Origin of the sequence: Streptomyces sp. NPDC059909 (genome assembly GCF_042730885.1) — a bacterium.
Taxonomy (GTDB): domain Bacteria; phylum Actinomycetota; class Actinomycetes; order Streptomycetales; family Streptomycetaceae; genus Streptomyces.
Genome location: NZ_JBHWKX010000042.1, coordinates 1 through 22,455 on the forward strand (window position 1 = coordinate 1; position 22,455 = coordinate 22,455).

Sequence of the window (22,455 nt, forward strand, 5' to 3'; positions counted from 1 at the left end):
TTCTCTTGTACTTCGTGACTCGACATCTCGAAGCGTGGAGAACGGCCGCCACCGCTGTCTCGGAAAGAACCGCAGATCAGCAGGTCGGGTGACCGACGACGTTAAACGCCAAGCTCAGATGGCGTCAGGTTTGCCGGCGTTCGCCAGGGCGTCGTGCACGGCATACGAGGTGACCCCTGCGTCTGCGCCGCCGGCCGCGCGCACCCTCGTACCGCCGTCCACGACCAGGTCCGCACCGGTGACCCACTCCGCCTCGTCGGAGACCAGCCACAGCACCGCCCGCGCCACGTCCCCCGGCTCGCCGATGCGGGCCAGGGGCAGGCTCTGTGCGATCCGCTCCTCGGCCCGCTCCCAGACGAATCGGGCCATCTCGGTGCGCACCAGCCCCGGTGAGACCGCGTTCACCCGTACTCCGGGCGCCAGTTCACCCGCGAGCTGGCGGGTCAGGTGCAGCAGGGCCGCCTTGCTCGTGCCGTACGCGCCGACGTTGGGGCCAACGCCGTGCGTGCCCTCGGTGCAGATGTTGACGACCGCGCCGCCGTGCTCGTGCATCCAGACTCGCCAGGCGAGCTGGGTCAGGCGCAGGGGCGCCTCCACATTCACCGTGAAGGCGTCCCGCCAGAGGTCGGGGTCGGCACCCATCAGCGGGCCGAACGGGGCGTTGGTCGCGGCGTTGTTGACGAGGATGTCGAGGCGGCCGAACTCCCGCAGCGCACGCTCCGTGCACGCCTGAAGGTGTGCGGGGTCCGCGACCGAGCCGGCGCAGCCGACCGCGCGGACACCGGCGTCGGCGAGCCGGTCCACGGCCGCGGCCACTCCCCCCGGATCACGCGCGGTGACGCAGACCATCGCTCCCGCCTCGCCCAGGGCCTGCGCCGTGGCGAGACCGATCCCCCGGGAGGCTCCGGTGACCAGGGCCGCCCGGCCGTCGAGTGCCGGTGATGACGTCATCCCCGTACGGTCGTAACTTTCTGACACACCGTCAAGTCGGCCCGCAAAGAGTCCATCTGCCCGCGCGGTAAGTCCATGCCTCCCCGGCCGCGCCTGGCCCCACCCTTCCGCTGTGGACATGTCATCCAGGTTCCCTTCGAGGAGGAGGCACACATGCTCCGTGCCAGAGCGCTCTGCGTGGGCGCGATCCTTTCGACGAGACCGGATCACCACCCCCGGCGGCAAGTGCGTCGACATACGGCGGTGAGCGGCAGCGACGTACAGCTGAGGACCTGCAACGGCTCGGCGGCACAGAAGTGGCAACGCACCGGTGAGGCCCTGGTCAACACGCAGACGGGCAAGTGCCTGGACGCCGCGGACGGCGGTACCGCGGACGGTACGAAGCTGATCGTCCGGGACTGGCACGGCGGGGCGAACCAGCGCTGGGCGACTCCGGCCTGACCGGCTCACAGATCCCGGATCCACGATTTCGTTCGTTGCCCAGGTCCCCGATCCCGGCCGTTCTCGTCGGCCCCGTCGTGGGGCATCGCCTCCGGTTCCGGCACGGCCCGCCCCCTGCTGTGCGCGATTCGGGGGCGTGGCCACCAGGCCCGGAGGCACCTGAACGCAGTCGTCCGCTCAGGCCGAGGCGATCCGGAGCACCAGCGCCGCGGCAGCCATGACGGCCAGGACGACCGGCACCGCCAGCGCGTAGTCCTTGGCCCGCACGTGCATGATGGCCGCGCCGATGAAGTAGAGCACCACGCCGATCGCGGCGGCCACCCCGATGAACGGCACCGCGAGCCCGGCCAGCAGGCCCACCGCCCCGGCGGCCTTGAGGGTGGCGAGCCGCGGGAACCAGGAGTCGGGGACGCCCGCCTTGCCCATGCTGGCCACGACGGCCGGGTTCCGCGTGAAGGTGAACGTGGCCGAGGCGACCAGCACCAGGGCGAGGAGGCTGCCGACGACTGCGTACGCGACGAACATGATGTCTCCAGAGACTCAATGATGGATACCTTAGACCATTGGACACTATCAATCATTGAGATCGCTCCGCAATGGAGGGGCTGCTACGGTACGGGCATGGCAGCGCAGGAAGAAGACGCAGCTCAGGCTGGGGGGCCGCCGGTGGACCGGCTTGGGTTTCTCCTCGCCTGGCACGGCGGCATCACCGACACCTTGATACGCAAAGCCCTCGGCGCCACCGGGCTCACGCCACGGCAAGCGATGACGCTGATGCACCTGGCGGACGGGCCGGTGACCCAGAAGGCCCTGATCGAGTGGCTCGCCGTGGATCCGAGCGTCGTCGTCGGGCTGCTCAACGACCTCGAGACCGACGGCCTCGTCCGGCGCCGCCGCGATCCCGGCGACCGCCGCCGCCACATCGTCGAGATCACCCCCGAGGGCACCGAACGCCTCCGCACGACCGACACGGCGCTCGAGACGATGGAACGCGAGCTCGTCGCCGATCTCACCGACCGCGACGTCGCCACGCTCCGCAGGCTTCTGGGCAGACTCCGGACCTCCGCCGAGGACTTCACCTGCGGGGAATGAGGGAGGAGCCGTGCGCGGGCCGGCCGCCATCGCCGGAACGGGTGCCCGGCCGCCCGGGGGTCAGAAGGTCACGGGCTCGCGGATGAGCGGGCAGGTCATGCAGTGTCCGCCGCCGCGCCCCCGGCCGAGTTCCGCGCCGACGATGGTGATGACCTCGACCCCGGCCTTGCGCAGCAGCGTGTGGGTCCGTGTGTTCCGGTCGTACGTGAAGACCACGCCCGGTTCCAGGGCGACGGCGTTGTTGCCGCTGTCCCACTGCTGCCGTTCGGACTCGTAGACGTCGCCGCCGGTCTCGATGACCCGGAGCTCCGGCAGCCCGAGGGCCTTGGCGACCACGTCCACGAACGGGCGGGAGCCCTCGTCGGTGATGTCGACGCCGGGCGCCTTCTCGCCGGGCCGCAGCGTGAACGTGTGAACACCGTCCATGATCTTCGGGTACAGGGTGACGATGTCACGGTCGACGAACGTGAAGACGGTGTCGAGGTGCATCGCGGACCGCAGCTTGGGCATGCCGGCGACGACGACCTGCTCGGCGGCTCCGTTCTCGAAGAGCGCGGCCGCGACCTGGGTGATCGCCTGCCGGGAGGTGCGTTCGCTCATGCCCATGAGGACGACCTTGTTGCCGACCGGCATGATGTCGCCGCCCTCGAACGTCGCCGGCCCCCAGTCCCGTTCCGGGTCGCCCCACCACACGGTGTCCCCGGCGAAGTCGGGATGGAACCGGTAGACGGCCTGCATCAGCAGCGTCTCGTCGTGACGCGCCGGCCAGTACAGCGGGTTGAGCGTCACACCGCCGTACAGCCAGCACGTCGTGTCACCTGTGTAGAGCGTGTTCGGCAGCGGGGGCATGAGGTACTCGCGGATGCCCGTGGACTCCATGGCGAGGGCGACGTAGCCGGTCGGGAACGTCGGCGGAGCTCACGCGGCCCAGGAAGCGGGGCATGTCGTCGTCCTTCGCCGCCACGAACAACACCTCGGCGGCCATGAGCGTCCATGCGAGGTAGGCGCCGAGTACGGAGATGATCAGACCGGCGCTGACGAAGACGTTGCCCCACGGACCGACCGCGGCCTCCAGGACCCCGGCCATCGACGGCTGGCGCAGCTCGGCGATCTCGCTCATCGGCAGGACGCCGTACGACACGATGGTCACCGACGCGAAGACGGCGAAGACGCTCAGGAAGCCCAGCAGGGTCGCCCGTCCGACGTCCTCGCGCCGCTTGGCGTGGCGCGAGTAGACGCTGGCGCCCTCGACGCCGAGGAAGACGAACACCGTGGCCAGCATGGTGCCGCGGACCTGGTTGAACAGCGAGCCCGCGTAATCGGCACCGCCCCAGTTCTCCGCGAAGACCTGCGTGTCCAGACAGAACAGGGCGATGATGATGAAGATCAGGATGGGGACGACCTTGGCGACCGTGACGATCTTGTTGATCGCCGTGGCTTCCTTGACCCCACGCCGGATCAGCAGGAAGAACGCCCACAGTCCTACGGTCGACAGAGCCGCGGCGAGGAGGGTGTCACCATCCCCGAGTGCCGGCCAGACGGCACCGATCGTCGACATGATCAGCACCCAGTAGGTGACGTTGCCGACGCATGCGCTCGCCCAGTACCCGAACGCGGAGAAGAAGCCGAGGTATTCGCCGAAACCGGCCTTGGCATAGGCGTAGACGCCGGCGTCGAGATCGGGCCTGCGCACCGCGAGACTCTGGAAGACGAACGCGAGCATCAGCATGCCGGTGCCGGCGATCGCCCACGCGATCAGCGCACCGGCGACGCCCGTTTCCTGGGCGAACCGCCGCGGCAGCGAGAACACACCCGCGCCCACCATGGAGCCGACGACCATCGCCGTCAGCGTGATCAGGGTCAGCTCTACAGCCGGCGCTGATTCCTTGGTGGTGTCGGCCTGCGTCATGACGTGTCTGCTCCTGTGGATCGGGGCGCGCGGACAGCGGCCCGCAGGCGCTCGGTCCGGCACGGCCGCGGCCGTGCCGGACCCTTCGATCGTGAGGCAGGTGGTGCCGGAGAGCCCGTTCAGAACGGGCCCGCGCCGGCGAACACGATCAGGAACAGCCCGTTCTTCAGCGTCTCCCGCAGGAGCTGGAGACGCTGAAGAACGGATCCGCCGAACAGGTGATCGGGCCGGCGCCCCGGATGAGGCTCAGCTCTCCAGGGTCGCCTTGGGGGCAGCCTTGTGGGTTCAGTCCGTGAACGAACCGTGCCGGCCCGCACCGCCCGCGAACCGGCCGGCGCCCGACAGGGTCTCCCCCGCGGTCAGCGGGACCATGCCGTGCCGGTGCTCGGCGGCCAGGGCCTCCTGCTCGCTCAGCCCGTGCTGCTCGCGTACGGAGAGGCGGTCATGGCGCAGGCACAGCTGTGGGAACGCCGCGATCTCGCGGGCGAGCCGCTCCGCCGCCGTGCGGGCTTCACCGGTCGGGACGAGGCGGTTGGCGAGGCCGATGTCGTACGCCTCCGCGGCCGGTACGGGCCGGCCGGTGAGGATCATGTCCATCGCGCGGCTCTCCCCGATCAGGCGCGGCAGCCGCACCGTACCGCCGTCCACCAGGGGCACGCCCCAGCGGCGGCAGAACACCCCGAAGACCGCGTCCTCCTCGGCGACCCGCAGATCGCACCAGAGGGCCAGTTCCAGGCCCCCGGCGACCGCGTGCCCCGACACCGCGGCGATGACGGGCTTGCTCAGTCGCATCCGGGTGGGTCCCATCGGGCCGTCGCCATCGGGCAGCACCTGGTTGGCGCGCTCGGTGCCGATGCCCTTGAGGTCGGCTCCGGCACAGAAGGTGCCGCCCTCGCCCCACAGGACGGCCACGGCCGCGTCGTCGTCGCCGTCGAACTCCTGGAATGCATCGGCGAGTTGGGCGGCCATAGGGCCGTCGACGGCGTTGCGCACCTCGGGCCGGCCGAGGACGACCGTGAACACGGGGCCGTCGCGCTCGATCCGCACGGCGGGGTTGTCACTCATCGCTCGCCCTCCCAGACAGGGTCTCGCCGGGCCGGGCGAACGATCTTGCCCGCCCGGGGTACGGCATCGTAGCGACGGGTGCACCGTCGATGAAGTACACGACTGCGGGAGGGGCTCGGCGCACGTGCGAGGTCAGCCGGTGGTGAGCACCATGCGGAACCGGGCGGCGCCGGACATCATCTTCTGGTAGGCCTCGTCCACCTGGTCGAGCGGCCGGGTTTCGGTCATCGCGCGGATCCCGTGGTGGGCACTGAAGGCCATGGTGTCCTGGACGTCCTGCGCGGTGCCGGCCTGGTGTCCGCGGACGATGAGGCCGCTGATGATCAGTTGGATGGGGCTGATTCCCAGTGGCTCGGCGTCCAGGCCGACGACGATCAGCTCGCCGCGGTGGGACAGTCCGTCCACGGTCGCGGTGATGGCGTCGGAGCTGGCGGCGGTGGCCATGATGGCCTTGGCGCCGCCGAGTGCCTTCAGGGCATCGGCGACGGAGGTGTCCGCGGTGCTGTCGACGTAGTGGTGCGCGCCGAGCTTCGCGGCGAAGTCCGCCTTGCCGGTGCCGCGGGCGATGGCCACGGTCTCGAAGCCCATGGCGGCCGCGTACTGCACGCCGAGGTGTCCCAGGCCTCCGATGCCGAGCACGGCGACCAGGTCGCCGGGCCGGGCGGAGCTGCGCCGCAGGCCGTTGTACACGGTCACTCCGGCGCAGGCCAGGGGCGCCGCATCGGCCGCCTCCAGCGCCTCGGGGATACGGGCCAGGGCGTCGACGGGTGCGATCACGTTCTCGGCGAAGCCGCCGTCGTAGGCCCAGCCGGGCACCTTCAGGTTCACGCACATCATGAAGTCGCCCTGTCGGCAAGGTGTGCAGTGCAGGCAGCTGCCGCCGAACCAGCCCACTGCCACCCGGTCGCCCACCTGCCACTGGCTCTGCGTTCCCTCGCCGAGCTCCTCGATGCGGCCGGCGATCTCATGGCCGGGGACCAGCGGGAACCGGACTCCGGGGAACGCGGCGGTGACGAGTCCTGCGTCGCTGTGGCAGATCCCGCAGGCGTCCACGGCGATCCGTACGTGCGCGGGGCCCGGCGTGGGCACCTCACGCTCAACGATCTCGAACGGCTCGGACGCGGCGGCCACCTGCGCGACTTTGTGGGTGCTCATCTGAATCTCCCGGATACCGGCCCTACGGTCTGCCTCTACCAGCACACCAGCTCCGGTCCGATCGCGCGCGCGGGAACGGGTCGTCGCTTGCCGCCACGCCCGTCCCGCCCGGTGTGGACCGGCCGGCGGCCGGGGGAATACCGGCGCAGGACCCCCGGTTCTCGCCTCCATGGCAACCCTTGGACTGATAGGCAGCGGAAACATCGGCAGCACGCTGGCGCGACTCGGCGTGGCCGCAGGTCTGAACGTGGTGCTCAGCAACTCCCGTGGGCCAAAGACCCTGTCCGACCTCGTGGCGGAACTCGGACCCCGGGCCCGCGCCGCCACTCCCGAGGTGGCGGCGGCCGCCGGTGACTGGGTGGTGGTCAGCATCCCGCTGAAGAACTACCGCGCGGTCCCGGTCGCCCCACTGACGGGCAAGATCGTCCTGGACACGAACAACTACTACCCCGAACGCGACGGGCGGATCCCCGAACTGGACGCGGAGGAGACCACCACCAGCGCTCTGCTGCAGCGCCATCTCCCGGAGTCGCGGGTCGTCAAGGTGTTCAACAACATCTACTTCCGCCATCTGGCCGCCCTCGCACGCCCCGCCGGCGCCCCCGACCGCTCGGCCCTGCCCATCGCCGGCGACGACCCGGCGGCGAAGGCCTCCGCCGCCGAACTCCTCGACCGGCTGGGCTACGACGCAGTCGACGCCGGCGAACTCGCCGGCAGCTGGCGCTTCCAGCGCGACGCCCCGGCCTACGTCGTCCCGTACGCGAAGAACCCGCAGGGCCTCGGCGTCTCCGTGGACGACCAGGGCCGGCCCGCCGATGTCGCGACGCTCCGCGCGGCCCTGGCGGCGGCGGTCCGCCCCACCGGCTGACACCGGACGCGATCCCCACGCGGGTCCCCGGCCCCCACGCACAGGGGTGGACCCGGGGGGGGGGGGGGGGGGGGCTTTTCCCCTCCCCGCGCGCCCCCCCCCCACGACTCCTGGATAACCACCGACGGTAATCGGCCGCTAACCACCTGCTCCACGCGTGGCCAGCAGCTCGATCTCGGACAGCTGTGCGGGCGCCTGCGCCGCAGCACCGCTCGGCACAAGCCGGTAGTGCCGGTAGGAGCCGGGCTCGGCGATCGTGAAGACCCGCGTCTGCCGGGCCCACGCGAACGACTCGCCCTTCCGCTCGTCCAGCGCCGTCCACTTCTGCCCGTCGTCCGAGCCCTGGAGTACCCAGCCCGTCGGAGCCCGGTCCCGGGCCGACGAGGTCAGCGTGTACTGGACGGCCCGCACCGCACCCGGCACCGGCAGGTCCAGCGCCGCCGACGCCCCCTCGGGCAACTCCCCTTCCGTGGCGGAGGAGTTGTCGAAGAGCGGCCCCGTGCCGGCGATCACGTCCTGGCGGGGCGAGGGCACCTTGTCGTCCTTGGTGACCGAGACGGGCGCGGCGTCCTTGCCCGTGCCCCAGCTCGACGGCTTCGGCCCCATGGCGAACTCCAGCGTGCCGCCGCGAGCGAGCAGTGCGTGCGGCAGCGCGGTGGAGTTCCAGGACGAGCCGTTCACCTTCAGGCCCTGCACATAGATGTTGCGCGAGCTGTTCTTCGGGGCCTCGACCACCAGCTCCCGGCCGTTCTCCAGATGCACGGTGGCCTTCGTGAAGAGCGGCGAGCCGATCGCGTACTCGCCGCTGCCCATCACGAGCGGATAGAAGCCGAGCGCGGAGAAGAGGTACCAGGCGGACTGCTCGCCGTTGTCCTCGTCGCCGTGGTAGCCCTGCCCGATCTCGCTGCCGGTGTAGAGGCGGGAGAGCACCTCGCGCACCTTCTCCTGGGTCTTCCAGGGTTGCGAGGCCGCGTTGTACATGTAGGTGACATGGTGGGCGACCTGGTTGGAGTGCCCGTACATGCCCATCCGTACGTCCCGGGCCTCCGTCATCTCATGGATGACACTGCCGTACGAGCCGACGAACTCGGGCGACGCCGTCTCCGGGGTGGCGAAGTAGGTGTCCAGCTTCTTGCCGAGCGCCGAGCGGCCGCCGTACAGATTGGCCAGGCCGCGCGAGTCCTGGGGCGCGGTGAAGGCGTAGCCCCAGCCGTTCGTCTCGGTGTAGTCGTAGCCCCAGACGCGGGGGTCGAACTGCCCCGACGGCACCCGCCAGTCGCCCTTCAGGTCCCGGCCCTGGAAGAAGCCGGCCTTGGAGTCGAAGAGTGCGACGTAGTTGCGGGCCCGGTTGAGGAAGTACGCCGACTCCTCCTTGTAGCGCGTCTTCTTGGTCTTGGCGTAGAGGGCGTCGGCCATCTTCGACAGGCCGTAGTCGTTGAGATAGCCCTCCAGCGACCAGGACAGGCCCTCGTGCGTCTCGGTGGACGCATAGCCGAGGAAGGGCGAGGTCTCCATGCCCTTGCGGCCCACGCCCCGGGTCGGCGGTGCGACCGTCGCGTTCTTCAGCGCGGCCTCGTACGCCGCCTCCGCGTCGAAGCCGCGCACGCCCTTGACGTACGCGTCGGCGAAGGCCACGTCCGACGAGGTGCCGGTCATCAGGTCGGCGTAGCCGGGGGACGACCAGCGGGAGATCCAGCCGCCGTCCTTGTACTGCTGCACGAAGCCGTCGACGAGCTCGCCCGCCTTCTTCGGGGTGAGGAAGGAGTACGCGGGCCAGGTCGTCCGGTAGGTGTCCCAGAACCCGTTGTTGACGTACACCCTGCCGTCGACGATCTTCGCGCCGGTGTGGGTCGGGGTGTCGGGTCCGGTCTGTGGCGAGAACGGGCTGGCGTACTTGTCCTTGCCGTCGACCTTCTCGAAGCCCGAGTTCGGGTACAGGTACAGCCGGTAGAGCGACGAGTAGAGGGTGACCAGCTGGTCGTGGGTGGCTCCCTCGACCTCGACCCGGCCGAGGATGTCGTCCCAGGCGTTCTGCGCCCGGTCCTTGATCCCGCCGAAGCCGGCCGACGCCGGGATCTCGGCGGAGAGGTTCTTCTTCGCCTGGTCGATGCTGATCAGTGACGTGGCAATGCGCAATGTCACCGTACGGTCCGAACCGGCGTCGAAGCGCAGATGGCCCTTGACACCCTGCGCGGCGGACGAGGTGACGGGCGCGTCGAAGACGCCGTACACGAAGAGCCGGGTGGCGCCCGTGGAGAGGCCGCTCTTGACGTCGGAGTAGCCCGTGAAGGAGCTGGTCTCCGGGTCGAGGGTGAGCCCGGCCTGGTCGGTGACGTTGTCGAAGAGCACCGCCGCGTTCTCACCGGGATAGGTGAACCGCATCATGGCGGCATGGTCCGTGGGGGCGATCTCCGCCTTCAGCCCGTTCTCGAACGTCACGCCGTAGTAGTGCGGGCGGGCGATCTCCTTCTCGTGGCGGAAGGGAAGGGCGCGGGCGGTGCGCGACGGATCCGGGGTGCCCTCCGCGACGGACGGCATCAGCTGGAAGGTCTGTCGGTCGCCCATCCAGGGGCTCGGCTCGTGGCTGGCGCTGAACGCCTGCACGGTGGGCAGATTGTCCGCATTGTTGGCGCGGGAGTACTCGTACAGCCAGCTCAGCGAGGCGGCGTTGGTGACCGGCGTCCAGAAGTTGAAGCCGTGCGGGACCGCGGTCGCCGGGAAGGTGTTGCCGCGCGAGAACGAGCCGCTGGAGTGGGTGCCGCGGACGGTCGACGCATAGTCCGACAGATGCGCGAGCCGCTTCTCGGGCGCCTTGGGGGCGATACGGATGTCGTCGATCCAGCCCTGGAACTTCGCCGGCCCCTTGGGGGAGTCGTACGCCACCAGGATCCGGTCCACCGTCCGCCCGGCCGCGACCGAGCCGATCCGGGACGCCACCTGGTTCCACTGGTTGACGTAGAGCCGCTTGGCGGCGCCCTGGCCCTGCGGCGTCAGCAGCCCGCCGTGCGAGTCGACCGCCCGGAGATCACTCAGATAGGTGCCGTCCGTGAAGGCGAGATCGACCGACACGTTCGTGGCGGGGTAGTTGAGGTCCGTCTCCGGCAGCGACGGGTAGATCCGGTACGACAGCTCAGTGTCCCGCCCCACGACCGTGTCGACGTCGAAGACCTTGTTGTACGAGTAGGCGCGGCCGTCCGGCTTGTGCGAGCCCGCGTACCTCAGGGCGCGCTTCCCGGTGAAGCCGGCGTTGGCCTTCGCCGTGGGGGAGCCGGCCGGGCCCCGGTCGACGTGGCTGCGCATGTCCTCCGGCACGGGGGCGCTCGTGTCGCCGTCGGAGAACTGGACGTCGGCGAGCTGGACGATGTCCGACGCGCCGTTGTTCGCGGTGATCTCCAGCCGGTAGTGGGCGTACGCGTCGGCGTTCGCGGCCTCGATGTCGTACGTCTTCGTCTCGAAGCGCTTCTCGAAGCTCTGGCCCTCGCGGGTGTCCAGGACCTTCCAGTCCTTGCCGTCCGCCGAGCCCTTGAGGGTCCAGTCCCTGGGGTCGCGGGTGTCGAAGTCGTTCGCCGACGTCAGTGCGTAGGTGACGACCTTGACCGGGGCGTCCGTGTCGAACTCGACCCAGGCCGTGGGGGTGAAAGCCAGCCATTTGGTGGACGGCTGGAGATCGACCAGATTCTCCTTGGTCTCACCGGCGCCCGCGTTTTCGCCGCTTGCGCGCAGTTCGACGACCTTGTCCGTCACATTTCCGGGTATGCCGGAGACGAAGCCGCCGTCGACCCCTGATGACCGCTTCTTTCCGTCGGGCCCTGTTTCGACGGTATTGCGCCAATCGGGTTGGGCTTCGTCGGCCTCGAACGACGTCGTGAATTCCGTGGCCGGTGCGGCGGGTTGGGAGGGGAGTGCGACGGCGGCCGATTGCCCCGCCGCCACCAACAGGGAAGCGGCCGCCACCAGGGCGGCCGTGCGGGCTTGTCTGTGTCGAGGGCTTGGTCTGGGCTGCATACCGAGCCTTTCCTCCCACCGAAGCGATGCTGGACAACGTTGTCATGCGCATGGCGCAGGATCCAGTAGGGAGGCAAGTGCTCCGTGGTGTCAAGGGTGTTGGCGGTGTCGTGCGCTCGGTATCAGCCGTTTCGATGAGATTCTGCCGGTGGAATGCACTCGAACGGTGTTCTCCCGTTCGTGAGGTCTCAACTCGGGAAAGCTTGCAGTCGAACCTTGCTTTCGATCTTGCTCCCTTGGCGGGAAGTGGACTATACCTGTCGGCGTCCGACTTGCCGTATCGACACGGCGGGCGGGCCGGGGATGGGGGGCGGCGCGGACGTCGGGATCTTTGACTTTCCCGCGCGGAACTTCCGTTCCGCCACAGCACCTCTGATCCACCTGTGAACCACCTCTGTACAACCCGAGCTTCAGCAAATGACCGCGGTGGCGGGGCCCTTCGCCTAAGGCGAGAAGGACGGGCGACCGGTACACCGCCTGAGTCCTGGAGAAGGCGAGGACTTGAGCATGGGATCCACCTCCGCCCACAACAATGAGGGCCTCAGCCGTCGCGATCTGATCAAGCGTTCCGCCGTACTGGGCCTGATCTCCGTTCCGACGATGAGTTTCCTGTCCGCCTGCGCCAGCAGCAGCGGCGACGATCAGTCCAAGCAGAAGGGTGAGGTGACCAAGGAGAACCCGTTCGGCGTCGCCAAGAACGGTGTCCTCGACGTCGTCATCTTCAAGGGTGGCTTCGGCGACCAGTACGCCATCGAGTGGGAGAAGGAGTACAAGAAGACCTGGGGCGGCAACGTCTCCCACCTGGGCACCCAGGAGATCACCGGCAAGCTCCAGCCCCGCTTCGTCGGTGGCAACCCGCCGGACGTCATCGACAACTCCGGCGCCCAGCAGATCAAGCTCGACACCCTCTACAAGGACGGCCAGCTGGCCAACCTCGAGGAGCTGCTCGACGCCCCGGCGTACGACGACCCGTCGAAGAAGGTCCGGGACATCCTGATCCCGGGCACCGCCGAGAAGGGCAACTTCGACGGCAAGATGTACTCGCTGAACTACATCTACACCGTCTGGGGCGTCTGGTACTCCGGCAAGCTCTTCAAGGACAAGGGCTGGGAGGTGCCGAAGACCTGGGACGACTTCCTCGCCATCATGAAGGAGGCCAAGCAGGCCGGCATCGGCGGTCTCGCCCACCAGGGCAAGCACCCGTACTACATCAACGTCATGATCATGGACCTGATCGCCAAGACCGGCGGTCTGGACGCGATGAAGGCGATCGACAACCTCGACCCGAAGGCCTTCGTCGGCAGCGAGGCCGCTCAGGCGTCCATCGAGGCGGTCTACGAGATCGTCGACAAGGGCCTGCTCATGCCGGGCACCAACTCGCTCGACCACATCGAGTCGCAGACCGCCTGGAACAAGGGCAAGGCAGTCTTCATCCCCTCGGGATCCTGGCTGGAGAACGAGCAGCTGAAGCAGACGCCCGCGGACTTCGACATGAAGTTCCTGCCGATGCCGCTGCTGCCGGGCAGCAAGCTGCCCTTCGAGGCGATCCGGGCCGGCGCCGGCGAGCCGTTCATCGTCCCGGAGAAGGCGAAGAACAAGGCCGGCGGTCTCGAGTTCCTCCGCCGGATGCTGTCCAAGGAGTGGTCGACGATCTTCGCCCAGCAGGCGAACTCGCTGACCATCGTCAAGGACGGCGTGGACACCTCGGTCCAGCTGCGGCCGGGCACCAAGTCCGCGGTCGACGCGGTCGCGGCGGCCGGCGCCAACACGTTCGACTACTACTACATCAACTGGTACAGCGAGATGGACGAGTCCATCCGCACGGCGTCGGCCGAGCTGATGGCCAAGCGCATCCAGCCCAAGGAATGGCTCAAGCGGTGCCAGGCCGCGGTCGACAAGGCCGCCAAGGACCCGGCGAGCAAGAACAACAAGCGTTCGTAGCCGTTCCCGCAGCGACCAGGGGCAGAGTCATATGCACAAGGGCAAGAACCGGTTCGTCGCCGGATTTCTGATCGGACCGCTCGGCCTGTATCTGATCTTCATGATCTGGCCGTACGTCCAGACCTTCGGATATTCCTTCACGAACTGGCGCGGGCAGTCCGCGCAGATGAATTTCGTCGGTCTCGACAACTACGCGGAGCTGTTCTCCGACAGCGTCTTCCTCCAGGCACTGTGGAACAACTTCCTGCTCCTGTTGGCCCTGCCCCTGGCCACCATCCTGCTCGCCCTCTTCTTCGCCTTCATGGTGAACGTGGGCGGGCGGGGTGGTGAGGCCGGTATCCGGGGTGTCCGGGGCTCCGGTCTCTACAAGGTCGTCTTCTTCCTGCCGCACGTCCTGTCGGTGGTCATCCTGGCCATCCTCTGGCGGGCGGTCTACCGCGGCGATGTCGCCGGACTCATCAACGGCACCCTGATCAAGCTCGGCATCTCGGACCCGGAGAGGCCCGTCGAGTGGCTCAACTCCCCCAACCTGGTGCTGTGGTGCGTCGCCTTCGTGCTCCTGTGGTGGGGCGTGGGCTTCTACCTCGTCCTGTTCTCGGCGGCCATGCAGTCGATCCCCAAGGAGATCTACGAGGCGGCACTGCTCGACGGTGCCCGCCGCACCCAGACCTTCTTCAAAGTGACGCTGCCCCTGCTGTGGGACACGGTGCAGACCTCCTGGGTCTATCTCGCGATCAGTGCCATGGACTGCTTCGCACTCATCTCGGTCATGACGCCGGGCAACAGCTTCGGCGGCGGGCCCGACCACAGCAGTGAGGTGATGGCGACCTACCTCATGCGCAACTTCCTGGTGTTCGGCAAGAGCGGCTACGCCTGCGCCATGGGCGTGGTGATCCTTCTCCTCACGCTGATCCTGTCCGTCGTCACGCTGCGGGCCAGCCGCCGCGAGCGCATCGAGTACTGAGCGGGGAAGACGCGAATGTCCACTACACCGACCATCGACGGCGTGACCAAGGACGCCGTGCCGGCCCAGCGCGGCGCCGGCAAGCAGACCGCCGGCGGACGCGGCGGCGACGACGAGGGCAGGGTCCTCAACGTCTTCTCGCACGGCTTCCTCATCCTGTGGGCCGTGATGATCATCCTGCCGCTGATCTGGATCCTGCTCGGCTCCTTCAAGACCGACGCGGAGATCGGCGCCAGCTCCTGGTCCTGGCCCTCCAACTGGAACTTCGACGCCTTCTCGCGGGCCTGGACCAAGGGCCACATCGGCTCGTACTTCCTGAACACCGTCATCGTGCTGGTCTTCTCCGTGCCGCTGACGATGCTGCTGGGATCGATGGGCGCCTATGTGCTGGCCCGGTACAACTTCCGGGGCAACCGAGCCATCTACTACTTCTTCATCGCCGGCGCGATGTTCCCGGTGTACCTCGGGCTCATCCCGCTGTACTTCCTCGTCAAACAGCTCGGCATGCTCAACACGTACCAGGGACTGATCCTGGTCTACGTCGCCTACTCCATGCCGTTCACCGTCTTCTTCATGCACGCGTTCTTCCGGACGCTGCCGACCGCGATCCACGAGGCGGCGGTGATCGACGGAGCCTCGCACACCCGGATCTTCTTCCAGGTGATGGTGCCGATGGCCAAGCCGGGCCTGATCAGCGTGGGCATCTTCAATCTGCTCGGCCAGTGGAACCAGTACATCCTGCCGCTGGTGCTCATGCAGCAGCAGAGCGGCTTCGATCCCGACCGCTCGATGCTGACGCAGGGCCTGGTGCTGCTCAACCAGCAGCAGGGGTACGCGGGCGACCTGCCCGTGATCTTCGCGGGTATGACGGTGGCGATCCTTCCCGTGGTCGTCGTCTACCTCTCCTTCCAGCGGCAGGTCCAGGCCGGCCTCACGGCGGGCACGCTGAAGTAGCCGCTCCTGCCGCACCCGCCCGAGGCGCGCCTCGCCGTCTCACGCCCACCGCCCGCCGGAATCGCCGGCGGGCGGTTCCGCGCTTGCTCAGGTCTTGACGGGGAGGCGCCCGAAAGGCTCCCCTTAGAGTTCACATGTTGGAGTAAAGAGCGGGAGTGTGTGAGTCGATGGAGACTCCTGGGTCGCAGACATCTCTGCATCGGGCCAATCTCGAGCGGGTCGTACGTGCTGTACGCATGGCCGGTTCGCTCACCCAGGCAGAGATCGCGAGGAGCACGGGCCTCTCCGCCGCCACGGTGTCCAACATCGTTCGTGAACTGAAGGACGGCGGCACGGTCGACGTCACCCCGACGTCGTCCGGCGGCCGCCGCGCCCGCAGCGTCTCCCTCAGCGGCGACGCCGGCATCGTCATCGGCGTCGATTTCGGCCACACCCATCTGCGGGTCGCCCTCGGCAACCTCGCGCACCAGGTGCTCGCCGAGGAGTCCGAGCCGCTGGATGTCGACGCCTCGTCCGCAGAGGGCTTCGGCCGGGCGGAACAGCTGGTCAAGCGGCTGATCGAGACGACCGGGATCGGCCGGGACAAGGTGATCGGCGTCGGTCTCGGCGTACCGGGACCGATCGACGTCGAGTCGGGGACGCTCGGCTCCACCTCGATCCTCCCGGGCTGGTCCGGGATCAACCCCGGTGACGAGCTCTCCCGCCGGCTCGGTGTGCCCGTGTACGTGGACAACGACGCCAACCTCGGCGCGCTCGGCGAGCTGGTCTGGGGGAGCGGGCGCGGGGTCAGGGACCTCGCGTACATCAAGGTCGGCAGCGGCGTCGGCGCCGGACTGGTCATAGGGGGCCAGATCTACCGGGGGCCGGGCGGCACGGCCGGGGAGATCGGGCACATCACGCTGGACGAGTCGGGGCCCGTCTGCCGCTGCGGGAACCGCGGCTGCCTGGAGACCTTCGCGGCCGCCCGGTACGTCCTGCCGCTGCTGCAGCCCAGCCACGGCCCGGATCTGACCATGGAGCGCGTCGTGCAGCTGGCGCGCGAGGGGGACCCGGGCTGCCGCCGCGTGATCGCCGACGTGGGGCGGCACATCGGCAGCGGTGTGGCGAACCTGTGCAACCTGCTCAATCCGAGCCGGGTGGTCCTGGGCGGAAATCTGGCCGAAGCGGGAGAATTGGTACTTGCACCGATCCGTGAGTCGGTGTCCCGGTACGCGATTCCCAGTGCGGCCCGTCAGCTTTCCGTCCTCCCGGGGGCGCTGGGCGGACGGGCCGAGGTGCTGGGTGCGCTGGCATTGGTACTCAGTGAGATGGGCGATTCGACACTTTTGGACAGCTCGGTCCCCGCCGGGGCGCCTGCCTTCACTTAGATAACGAATGGCACCGTTGTCATCTCGTTAAGGATTTACTCCTTGACGTCGGCCTGGCGGCCGAGTTGACTTCCAGCCACCTCGGCCGCAAGGACGCGGCCTCGTCAGGGAGGTTTCTGAATGAACACGCAGATGCGTCGTGCCGCCGTGGCCGTGGCCGCCACCGCGATGGCTGTGTCCCTCGCCGCCTGTGGAAGCGCCAAGGAGTCCGAGGACAACGGGTCCGGGACCGCCGCCCCGAAGGGCGACGACATCAAGATCGGTCTCCTTCTCCCCGAGAACCAGACCGCGCGTTACGAGAAGTTCGACAAGCCGCTCATCGAGAAGAAGATCAGCGAGCTCACGAACGGCAAGGCCGAGGTCGTCTACGCCAACGCCAAGCAGGACGCGACGCTGCAGACCCAGCAGGTCGACACCATGATCACCAACAAGGTGGACGCCCTGATCGTCGACGCGGTGGACTCCAAGGCCATCGCGGGCAGCGTGAAGAAGGCCAAGGACGCCGGCATCCCGGTCGTCGCCTTCGACCGCCTCGCCGAGGGCCCGATCGACGCGTACACCTCGTTCGACAACGAAGAGGTCGGCCACGTCCAGGGCAAGGCGCTCCTCGAGGCGCTCGGCGACAAGGCCAAGAGCGGCCAGATCGTGATGATGAACGGCGCGATCACCGACCCGAACGCCGCCCTCTTCAAGAAGGGCGCGAAGGCCGAGCTCGACGGCAAGGTGAACGTCGGCAAGGAGTACGACACCAAGGAGTGGAAGCCGGAGAACGCCAACGCCAACATGGAGGCGGCGATCACGGCGCTCGGCAAGGACAAGATCATCGGTGTCTACTCCGCCAACGACGGCATGGCCGGCGGCATCATCACTGCCCTCAAGGCCGCCGGCTTCGCCAAGCTCCCGCCGGTCACCGGCCAGGACGCCGAGCTCGCGGGCGTGCAGCGCATCGTCGCGGGTGAGCAGTTCATGAGCGTGTACAAGCCGTACGCGCCGGAGGCCGCCGCCGCCGCCGAGATGGCCGTGGCGCTCGCCAAGGGTGAGAAGCTCGACTCGATCGCCAAGTCCAAGGTCGACAGCCCGACCGCCCAGGGCGTCCCGTCGGTGCTCGTCCCGGTCGTCTCGCTGACCAAGGACAACATCAACGACACCGTGATCAAGGACGGTGTCTACACCGTCGCCGAGATCTGCACCCCGAAGTACAAGGCCGCCTGCGACGCGCTCGGCCTCAAGTAGGCCGTACGACCTCACCGAGGTCACCCGAAGCCTCACCGAGGTCACCCGAAGCCTCACCGAGGTCACCCGAAGCCTGTTCGGTGCCCTGCCCCACTCCAGCCCCCGCTATCGGGGCAGGGCACCGGACAGAAACGCTTCCGCCGAGTTTTTCGCAACTGCTCAAACCATCGCGCCACCCCTCCGGCGCGGTATCCCCGCCGGTCAGGCGGCGAAGGAGATGGTTCACGTGTCCGCTACGCCCGTGCTGGCGTTGCGCGGGGTCTCCAAGCGGTTCGGTGCCGTTCAGGCGCTCACCGACGTAGAGCTTGAGGTCCACGGCGGCGAGGTGGTCGCCCTCGTAGGCGACAACGGCGCCGGAAAGTCCACGCTGGTCAAGACGATCGCCGGTGTCCACCCCATCGATGAGGGCGTCATCGAATGGGAGGGCAAGGGCGTGTCGATCAACAAGCCGCACGACGCCCAGAACCTGGGCATCGCGACCGTCTACCAGGACCTCGCGCTGTGCGACAACATCGACGTCGTCGGCAACCTCTACCTCGGCCGGGAGCTCCGCAAGCGCGGCGTCCTCGACGAGGTGGAGATGGAGCGCCGCTCCCGCGAGCTGCTCAACACGCTCTCGATCCGCATTCCGAGCGTCCGCATCCCGATCGCCTCGCTCTCCGGCGGTCAGCGCCAGACCGTGGCCATCGCGCGTTCGATGCTCGGCGAGCCCAAGCTCGTCATCCTGGACGAGCCCACCGCCGCCCTCGGCGTCGAGCAGACCGCACAGGTGCTCGACCTTGTGGAGCGGCTGCGCGAGCGCGGCCACGCGGTCATCCTCATCAGCCACAACATGGCCGATGTGAAGGCCGTCGCCGACAAGGTGGCCGTGCTCCGGCTGGGCCGGAACAACGGCGTCTTCGACGTCAAGTCCACCTCTCAGGAAGAGATCATCTCCGCCATCACCGGCGCCACCGACAACGCGGTGACCCGTCGTGCGGCGCGCACCTCGGAGGCGAAGAAGTGAGCACCGAAAAGACCTCCGCGCCGATCGGCAGCGAGCACGAAGTGGTGAACCCCGAGGCTGCCCATGACGCGGTCACCGCGGTCGACCCCCGGCTGCTGGTGCGCGAGCAGGGCTTCGCCGGCTACGTGTCGGAGTTCAAGCGCAAGCTGCACGCCGGTGACCTGGGCTCCATCCCGGTCGTCATCGGTCTGATCCTCATCTGCGTGATCTTCCAGAGCCTGAACTCGCAGTTCCTCTCCGCGAAGAACCTCAGTGACATTGCCGTCACGATGGTCGCGACCGGCATGATGGCCGTCGGCATCATCTTCGTGCTGCTGCTCGGCGAGATCGACCTGTCGGTCGGCTCCGTCAGCGGCGTGTCCGGCGCGATCGTCGCCGTCATGACAGTCACGCACGGAATGAACGAGTGGCTCGCCATTCTCGTCGCGATCGCGAGCGGCGCAGCCATCGGAGCCCTCCACGGCTTCTTCTTCGCCAGGATCGGTGCACCCGCGTTCGCCGTCACGCTGGCAGGACTGCTCTTCTGGCTGGGCTTCATGCTCCAGCTCCTCGGCGACCAGGGCACCATCAACCTGGACGACGAAGGGGCGGTCGCCCAGCTGACCACGTACTTCTTCTCGGACGTGGCGGCCGCCTACGGTCTCGCCGCGGTCGCGGTGGCGGGCTTCTTCCTCTCGGCGTTCTTCGACAGCCGCCGCCGTGAGGCCGCCGGGATCCCGTCCCGGCCGCTCGGGGACATCGCGTTCCGTACGGGCCTGCTGGCCGTCGTCGCCTTCGCCGCAGCGTTCATGTTCAACCAGTACAAGGGCCTGCCGCTCGCGCTGGTGCTGTTCCTGGCGGTACTGGTGATCACGGACTTCGTGCTCCGGCGCACCGCGTACGGCCGGAAGATCTTCGCGCTCGGCGGCAGTGTCGAGGCGGCCCGGCGTGCCGGTATCAATGTCGCGGCGGTCCGGATCTCGGTCTTCGCCATCGCGGGCATGTTCGCCGCCATCGGCGGTCTGTTCTGGGCCTCCAAGATCGCGGCGGCCAACCAGAGCGCCGGCGGTGGTGACCTCCTGATGAACGTCATCGCGGCGGCCGTCATCGGCGGCACCAGCCTGTTCGGCGGCCGCGGCCGCACCTGGAACGCTCTTCTCGGCGTCATGGTGATCGTCTCGATCCAGTACGGGCTGGCGCTGGAAGGCATCCGGACGCCGGTCGTGTACATGATCACCGGTGGTGTGCTGCTCGCCACCGTCGTGATCGACTCGGTCACGCGCAAGACGCAGAAGACCGCGGGCCGCGCATAGCGACATCCGCCACAGTGCCCGGCGCCGGGAACCGGCGCCGGGCACTGCTGTGTGTCCGATGTCATGTCCCCCGATGGCGTGACGCTCAAGGCACCGCCCGATGTCGGCGGCCGTGGGCGGAACATTAGACTCGACCGATCGTTGCCAAAGCTCGACCAGCTCACACGCAAGGAGGCACGGGTGGCGCTGCTGACCCGCATCAAGGGACCGCGCGATCTGGACCGGCTCAGCCCGGAGCAGCTCGACCAGCTGGCCGCAGAGATCCGGACCTTCCTCGTGGACGCCGTGTCCAAGACCGGCGGACACCTCGGCCCCAACCTCGGTGTGGTCGAGCTGACCATCGCCCTGCACCGTGTCTTCGACTCCCCGAAGGACAAGGTCCTCTGGGACACGGGCCACCAGAGCTATGTGCACAAGCTCCTGACCGGCCGCCAGGACTTCTCCCGGCTCAAGATGAAGGGCGGCCTCTCCGGCTACCCCGCACGCGCCGAGTCCGAGCACGACGTCATCGAGAACTCGCACGCCTCCACGGTTCTCGGCTGGGCTGACGGGCTCGCCAAGGCCAACGAGGTGCTGAGGAAGGACGACCACGTCGTCGCCGTCATCGGTGACGGCGCCCTCACCGGCGGCATGGCCTGGGAGGCGCTCAACAACATCGCCGAGGCCAAGGACCGCCCGCTCGTCATCGTCGTCAATGACAACGAGCGCTCCTACGCACCGACGATCGGCGGCCTTGCCAACCACCTCGCCACGCTGCGGACCACCGACGGCTACGAGCGCTTCCTGGCCCGTACGAAGGAGATCCTCGACCGCACGCCGGTCGTCGGAAAGCCGCTGTACGAGACCCTCCACGGCGCCAAGAAGGGCCTGAAGGACTTCATCGCCCCGCAGGGCATGTTCGAGGACCTCGGCCTGAAGTACGTCGGCCCCATCGACGGCCACGACATCGCGGCCCTGGAGTCCGCCCTGACCCGCGCCAAGCGGTTCGGCGGCCCCGTCATCGTCCACTGCCTCACCGAGAAGGGCCGCGGCTACCAGCCCGCGCTCCAGGACGAGGCCGACCGCTTCCACGCCGTCGGCAAGATCCACCCCGACACGGGCCTGCCCATCGCCTCCTCCGGCGCCGACTGGACCTCCGTCTTCGGCGAGGAGATGGTCGAGCTCGGCAAGGAGCGCGAGGACATCGTCGCGATCACCGCCGCGATGCTGCAGCCGGTCGGCCTCGACAGGTTCGCCAAGGCCTTCCCCGAGCGGGTGTACGACGTCGGAATCGCCGAGCAGCACGGCGCGGTTTCCGCGGCCGGCCTGGCGACCGGCGGCCTGCACCCGGTCTTCGCGGTCTACGCGACCTTCCTCAACCGCGCCTTCGACCAGGTGTTGATGGATGTGGCACTGCACAAGTGCGGTGTCACATTCGTGCTCGACCGGGCCGGCGTCACCGGTACGGACGGCGCGTCCCACAACGGCATGTGGGACATGTCGATCCTCCAGGTCGTCCCCGGGCTCAGGCTCGCCGCCCCGCGCGACGCCGACCAGGTCCGCGCCCAGCTGCGCGAGGCCGTCGAGGTCAAGGACGCCCCGACCGTCGTCCGCTTCTCCAAGGGCGCCGTCGGCCCGGCCGTCCCGGCCGTCGGACGGATCGGCGGCATGGACGTCCTGCGCGAGCCGGGCACGGACCGGCCCGACGTCCTCCTGGTCTCCGTCGGAGCGCTCGCCCCGATGTGCCTGGAGATCGCGGACCTCCTCGACAAGCAGGGCATCTCCACGACGGTCGTCGACCCCCGCTGGGTCAAGCCGGTCGACGAGCAGCTCGCGCCGCTCGCCGAGCAGCACCGCGTCGTCGTTACCGCCGAGGACAACAGCCGCGTCGGCGGTGTCGGCTCCGCCGTCTCCCAGGCGCTGCGCGACGCCGGCGTCGACGTACCGCTGCGCGACTTCGGCATCCCGCCGCGCTTCCTCGACCACGCCTCCCGCAAGGAGGTCCTGGCCGAGATCGGACTGACCGCTCCGGACATCGCGCGGCAGGTCACCGGGCTGGTCTCCAGGCTCGACGGCCGCCTCGACGACGACCCGGCGCAGGCCCCCGAGCCCGCGCGCGACTGATCCGCACGCCGTCGGCGGGCAGCCCGGACCGCTTACGGGAACGCGCCCGGCGGACGCATTGGGCCGGTCGGAGCACCCCCAGGGGTCTCCGGCCGGTCCTTTCGTGTGA

General features: G+C 68.6%; 16 protein-coding genes and 2 pseudogenes. 11 read left to right on the plus strand and 7 right to left on the minus strand.

Annotated features, from left to right (window positions below):
- Positions 1-114: 114 nt before the first annotated feature.
- Positions 115-951 (minus strand): SDR family oxidoreductase, encoded by an 837-nt coding sequence (locus ACFV9O_RS25790; protein ID WP_385421615.1) that lies wholly within the window; start codon positions 949-951, stop codon positions 115-117.
- Between the two features lie 243 nt (positions 952-1,194).
- Here ACFV9O_RS25790 and ACFV9O_RS25795 point away from each other — a divergent pair, with 243 nt between their 5' ends.
- Positions 1,195-1,392, plus strand: a complete 198-nt coding sequence (locus ACFV9O_RS25795; protein ID WP_385421616.1) for an RICIN domain-containing protein — start codon at positions 1,195-1,197, stop codon at positions 1,390-1,392.
- A gap of 177 nt (positions 1,393-1,569) precedes the next feature.
- On the opposite strand, the gene ACFV9O_RS25800 is transcribed toward ACFV9O_RS25795, so the two are convergent.
- Positions 1,570-1,917: a DoxX family protein gene (locus ACFV9O_RS25800; protein ID WP_385421617.1), complete on the minus strand. Its 348-nt coding sequence runs from the start codon at positions 1,915-1,917 to the stop codon at positions 1,570-1,572.
- Positions 1,918-2,013: 96 nt separating this feature from the next.
- On the opposite strand from ACFV9O_RS25800, the gene ACFV9O_RS25805 reads away from it, so the two are divergent.
- On the plus strand, positions 2,014-2,484 hold the full coding sequence (locus ACFV9O_RS25805) for a MarR family winged helix-turn-helix transcriptional regulator (protein ID WP_385421619.1): 471 nt from the start codon (positions 2,014-2,016) through the stop codon (positions 2,482-2,484).
- A 60-nt stretch (positions 2,485-2,544) separates the two neighbouring features.
- Here ACFV9O_RS25805 and ACFV9O_RS25810 read toward each other — a convergent pair.
- From ACFV9O_RS25810 to ACFV9O_RS25825, 4 genes and pseudogenes are all read right to left on the minus strand, one after another.
- A pseudogene (locus tag ACFV9O_RS25810) lies at positions 2,545-3,384 on the minus strand (arginine deiminase family protein); the annotation flags it as partial.
- 1 nt (position 3,385) lies between these two features.
- Positions 3,386-4,393: pseudogene (locus ACFV9O_RS25815) on the minus strand (amino acid permease); the annotation flags it as partial.
- Between the two features lie 285 nt (positions 4,394-4,678).
- Positions 4,679-5,458, minus strand: coding sequence for a crotonase/enoyl-CoA hydratase family protein (locus tag ACFV9O_RS25820; RefSeq protein WP_385421620.1), 780 nt, complete (start codon positions 5,456-5,458; stop codon positions 4,679-4,681).
- A 132-nt stretch (positions 5,459-5,590) separates the two neighbouring features.
- Entirely contained in the window at positions 5,591-6,613 is a 1,023-nt protein-coding gene (locus ACFV9O_RS25825) for an alcohol dehydrogenase catalytic domain-containing protein (RefSeq protein WP_385421622.1), read from the minus strand.
- Positions 6,614-6,782: 169 nt separating this feature from the next.
- On the opposite strand from ACFV9O_RS25825, the gene ACFV9O_RS25830 reads away from it, so the two are divergent.
- Positions 6,783-7,481 carry an NADPH-dependent F420 reductase gene (locus ACFV9O_RS25830; protein WP_385421624.1) on the plus strand — a complete coding sequence of 233 codons (699 nt, stop codon included), beginning with the start codon at positions 6,783-6,785 and terminating at the stop codon, positions 7,479-7,481.
- 138 nt (positions 7,482-7,619) lie between these two features.
- Here the strand turns inward: ACFV9O_RS25830 and ACFV9O_RS25835 are convergent, their stop codons facing one another.
- Positions 7,620-11,486 carry a GH92 family glycosyl hydrolase gene (locus ACFV9O_RS25835; RefSeq protein ID WP_385421625.1) on the minus strand — a complete coding sequence of 1,289 codons (3,867 nt, stop codon included), beginning with the start codon at positions 11,484-11,486 and terminating at the stop codon, positions 7,620-7,622.
- A 507-nt stretch (positions 11,487-11,993) separates the two neighbouring features.
- Between ACFV9O_RS25835 and ngcE the strand changes: the two genes are divergently transcribed.
- From ngcE to dxs, 8 genes are all read left to right on the plus strand, one after another.
- Positions 11,994-13,427 carry an N-acetylglucosamine/diacetylchitobiose ABC transporter substrate-binding protein gene (gene ngcE, locus ACFV9O_RS25840; protein ID WP_385421626.1) on the plus strand — a complete coding sequence of 478 codons (1,434 nt, stop codon included), beginning with the start codon at positions 11,994-11,996 and terminating at the stop codon, positions 13,425-13,427.
- A 31-nt stretch (positions 13,428-13,458) separates the two neighbouring features.
- Entirely contained in the window at positions 13,459-14,391 is a 933-nt protein-coding gene (locus ACFV9O_RS25845; protein ID WP_385421628.1) for a carbohydrate ABC transporter permease, read from the plus strand.
- Between the two features lie 15 nt (positions 14,392-14,406).
- Positions 14,407-15,345, plus strand: a complete 939-nt coding sequence (locus ACFV9O_RS25850; RefSeq protein ID WP_385421629.1) for a carbohydrate ABC transporter permease — start codon at positions 14,407-14,409, stop codon at positions 15,343-15,345.
- A gap of 167 nt (positions 15,346-15,512) precedes the next feature.
- Positions 15,513-16,712 (plus strand): ROK family protein, encoded by a 1,200-nt coding sequence (locus ACFV9O_RS25855; RefSeq protein WP_385421631.1) that lies wholly within the window; start codon positions 15,513-15,515, stop codon positions 16,710-16,712.
- Positions 16,713-16,832: 120 nt separating this feature from the next.
- Positions 16,833-17,945 carry a substrate-binding domain-containing protein gene (locus ACFV9O_RS25860; RefSeq protein WP_385421633.1) on the plus strand — a complete coding sequence of 371 codons (1,113 nt, stop codon included), beginning with the start codon at positions 16,833-16,835 and terminating at the stop codon, positions 17,943-17,945.
- A gap of 217 nt (positions 17,946-18,162) precedes the next feature.
- The gene (locus ACFV9O_RS25865) at positions 18,163-18,951 is read left to right on the plus strand and encodes an ATP-binding cassette domain-containing protein (protein WP_385421634.1); all 789 of its coding nucleotides are present in this window, start codon (positions 18,163-18,165) and stop codon (positions 18,949-18,951) included.
- Positions 18,948-20,243: a sugar ABC transporter permease gene (locus ACFV9O_RS25870; RefSeq protein WP_385421636.1), complete on the plus strand. Its 1,296-nt coding sequence runs from the start codon at positions 18,948-18,950 to the stop codon at positions 20,241-20,243. The genes ACFV9O_RS25865 and ACFV9O_RS25870 overlap by 4 nt, the downstream gene beginning before the upstream one ends.
- Before the next feature lie 180 nt (positions 20,244-20,423).
- Positions 20,424-22,346: a 1-deoxy-D-xylulose-5-phosphate synthase gene (gene dxs, locus ACFV9O_RS25875; RefSeq protein ID WP_385421638.1), complete on the plus strand. Its 1,923-nt coding sequence runs from the start codon at positions 20,424-20,426 to the stop codon at positions 22,344-22,346.
- The last annotated feature ends 109 nt before the right edge of the window (positions 22,347-22,455 follow it).

Bases quoted from the DNA above. Each gene is read 5' to 3' on its own strand.
- ACFV9O_RS25825 (WP_385421622.1), bottom strand. From the start codon at position 6,613: ATGAGCACCCACAAAGTCGCGCAGGTGGCCGCCGCGTCCGAGCCGTTC.
- ACFV9O_RS25790 (WP_385421615.1), bottom strand. From the start codon at position 951: ATGACGTCATCACCGGCACTCGACGGCCGGGCGGCCCTGGTCACCGGA.
- ngcE (WP_385421626.1), top strand. From the start codon at position 11,994: ATGGGATCCACCTCCGCCCACAACAATGAGGGCCTCAGCCGTCGCGAT.
- ACFV9O_RS25855 (WP_385421631.1), top strand. From the start codon at position 15,513: ATGGAGACTCCTGGGTCGCAGACATCTCTGCATCGGGCCAATCTCGAG.
- ACFV9O_RS25850 (WP_385421629.1), top strand. From the start codon at position 14,407: ATGTCCACTACACCGACCATCGACGGCGTGACCAAGGACGCCGTGCCG.
- ACFV9O_RS25860 (WP_385421633.1), top strand. From the start codon at position 16,833: ATGAACACGCAGATGCGTCGTGCCGCCGTGGCCGTGGCCGCCACCGCG.
- ACFV9O_RS25805 (WP_385421619.1), top strand. From the start codon at position 2,014: ATGGCAGCGCAGGAAGAAGACGCAGCTCAGGCTGGGGGGCCGCCGGTG.
- ACFV9O_RS25835 (WP_385421625.1), bottom strand. From the start codon at position 11,486: ATGCAGCCCAGACCAAGCCCTCGACACAGACAAGCCCGCACGGCCGCC.
- ACFV9O_RS25800 (WP_385421617.1), bottom strand. From the start codon at position 1,917: ATGTTCGTCGCGTACGCAGTCGTCGGCAGCCTCCTCGCCCTGGTGCTG.
- ACFV9O_RS25865 (WP_385421634.1), top strand. From the start codon at position 18,163: ATGGTTCACGTGTCCGCTACGCCCGTGCTGGCGTTGCGCGGGGTCTCC.
- ACFV9O_RS25820 (WP_385421620.1), bottom strand. From the start codon at position 5,458: ATGAGTGACAACCCCGCCGTGCGGATCGAGCGCGACGGCCCCGTGTTC.
- ACFV9O_RS25830 (WP_385421624.1), top strand. From the start codon at position 6,783: ATGGCAACCCTTGGACTGATAGGCAGCGGAAACATCGGCAGCACGCTG.
- ACFV9O_RS25845 (WP_385421628.1), top strand. From the start codon at position 13,459: ATGCACAAGGGCAAGAACCGGTTCGTCGCCGGATTTCTGATCGGACCG.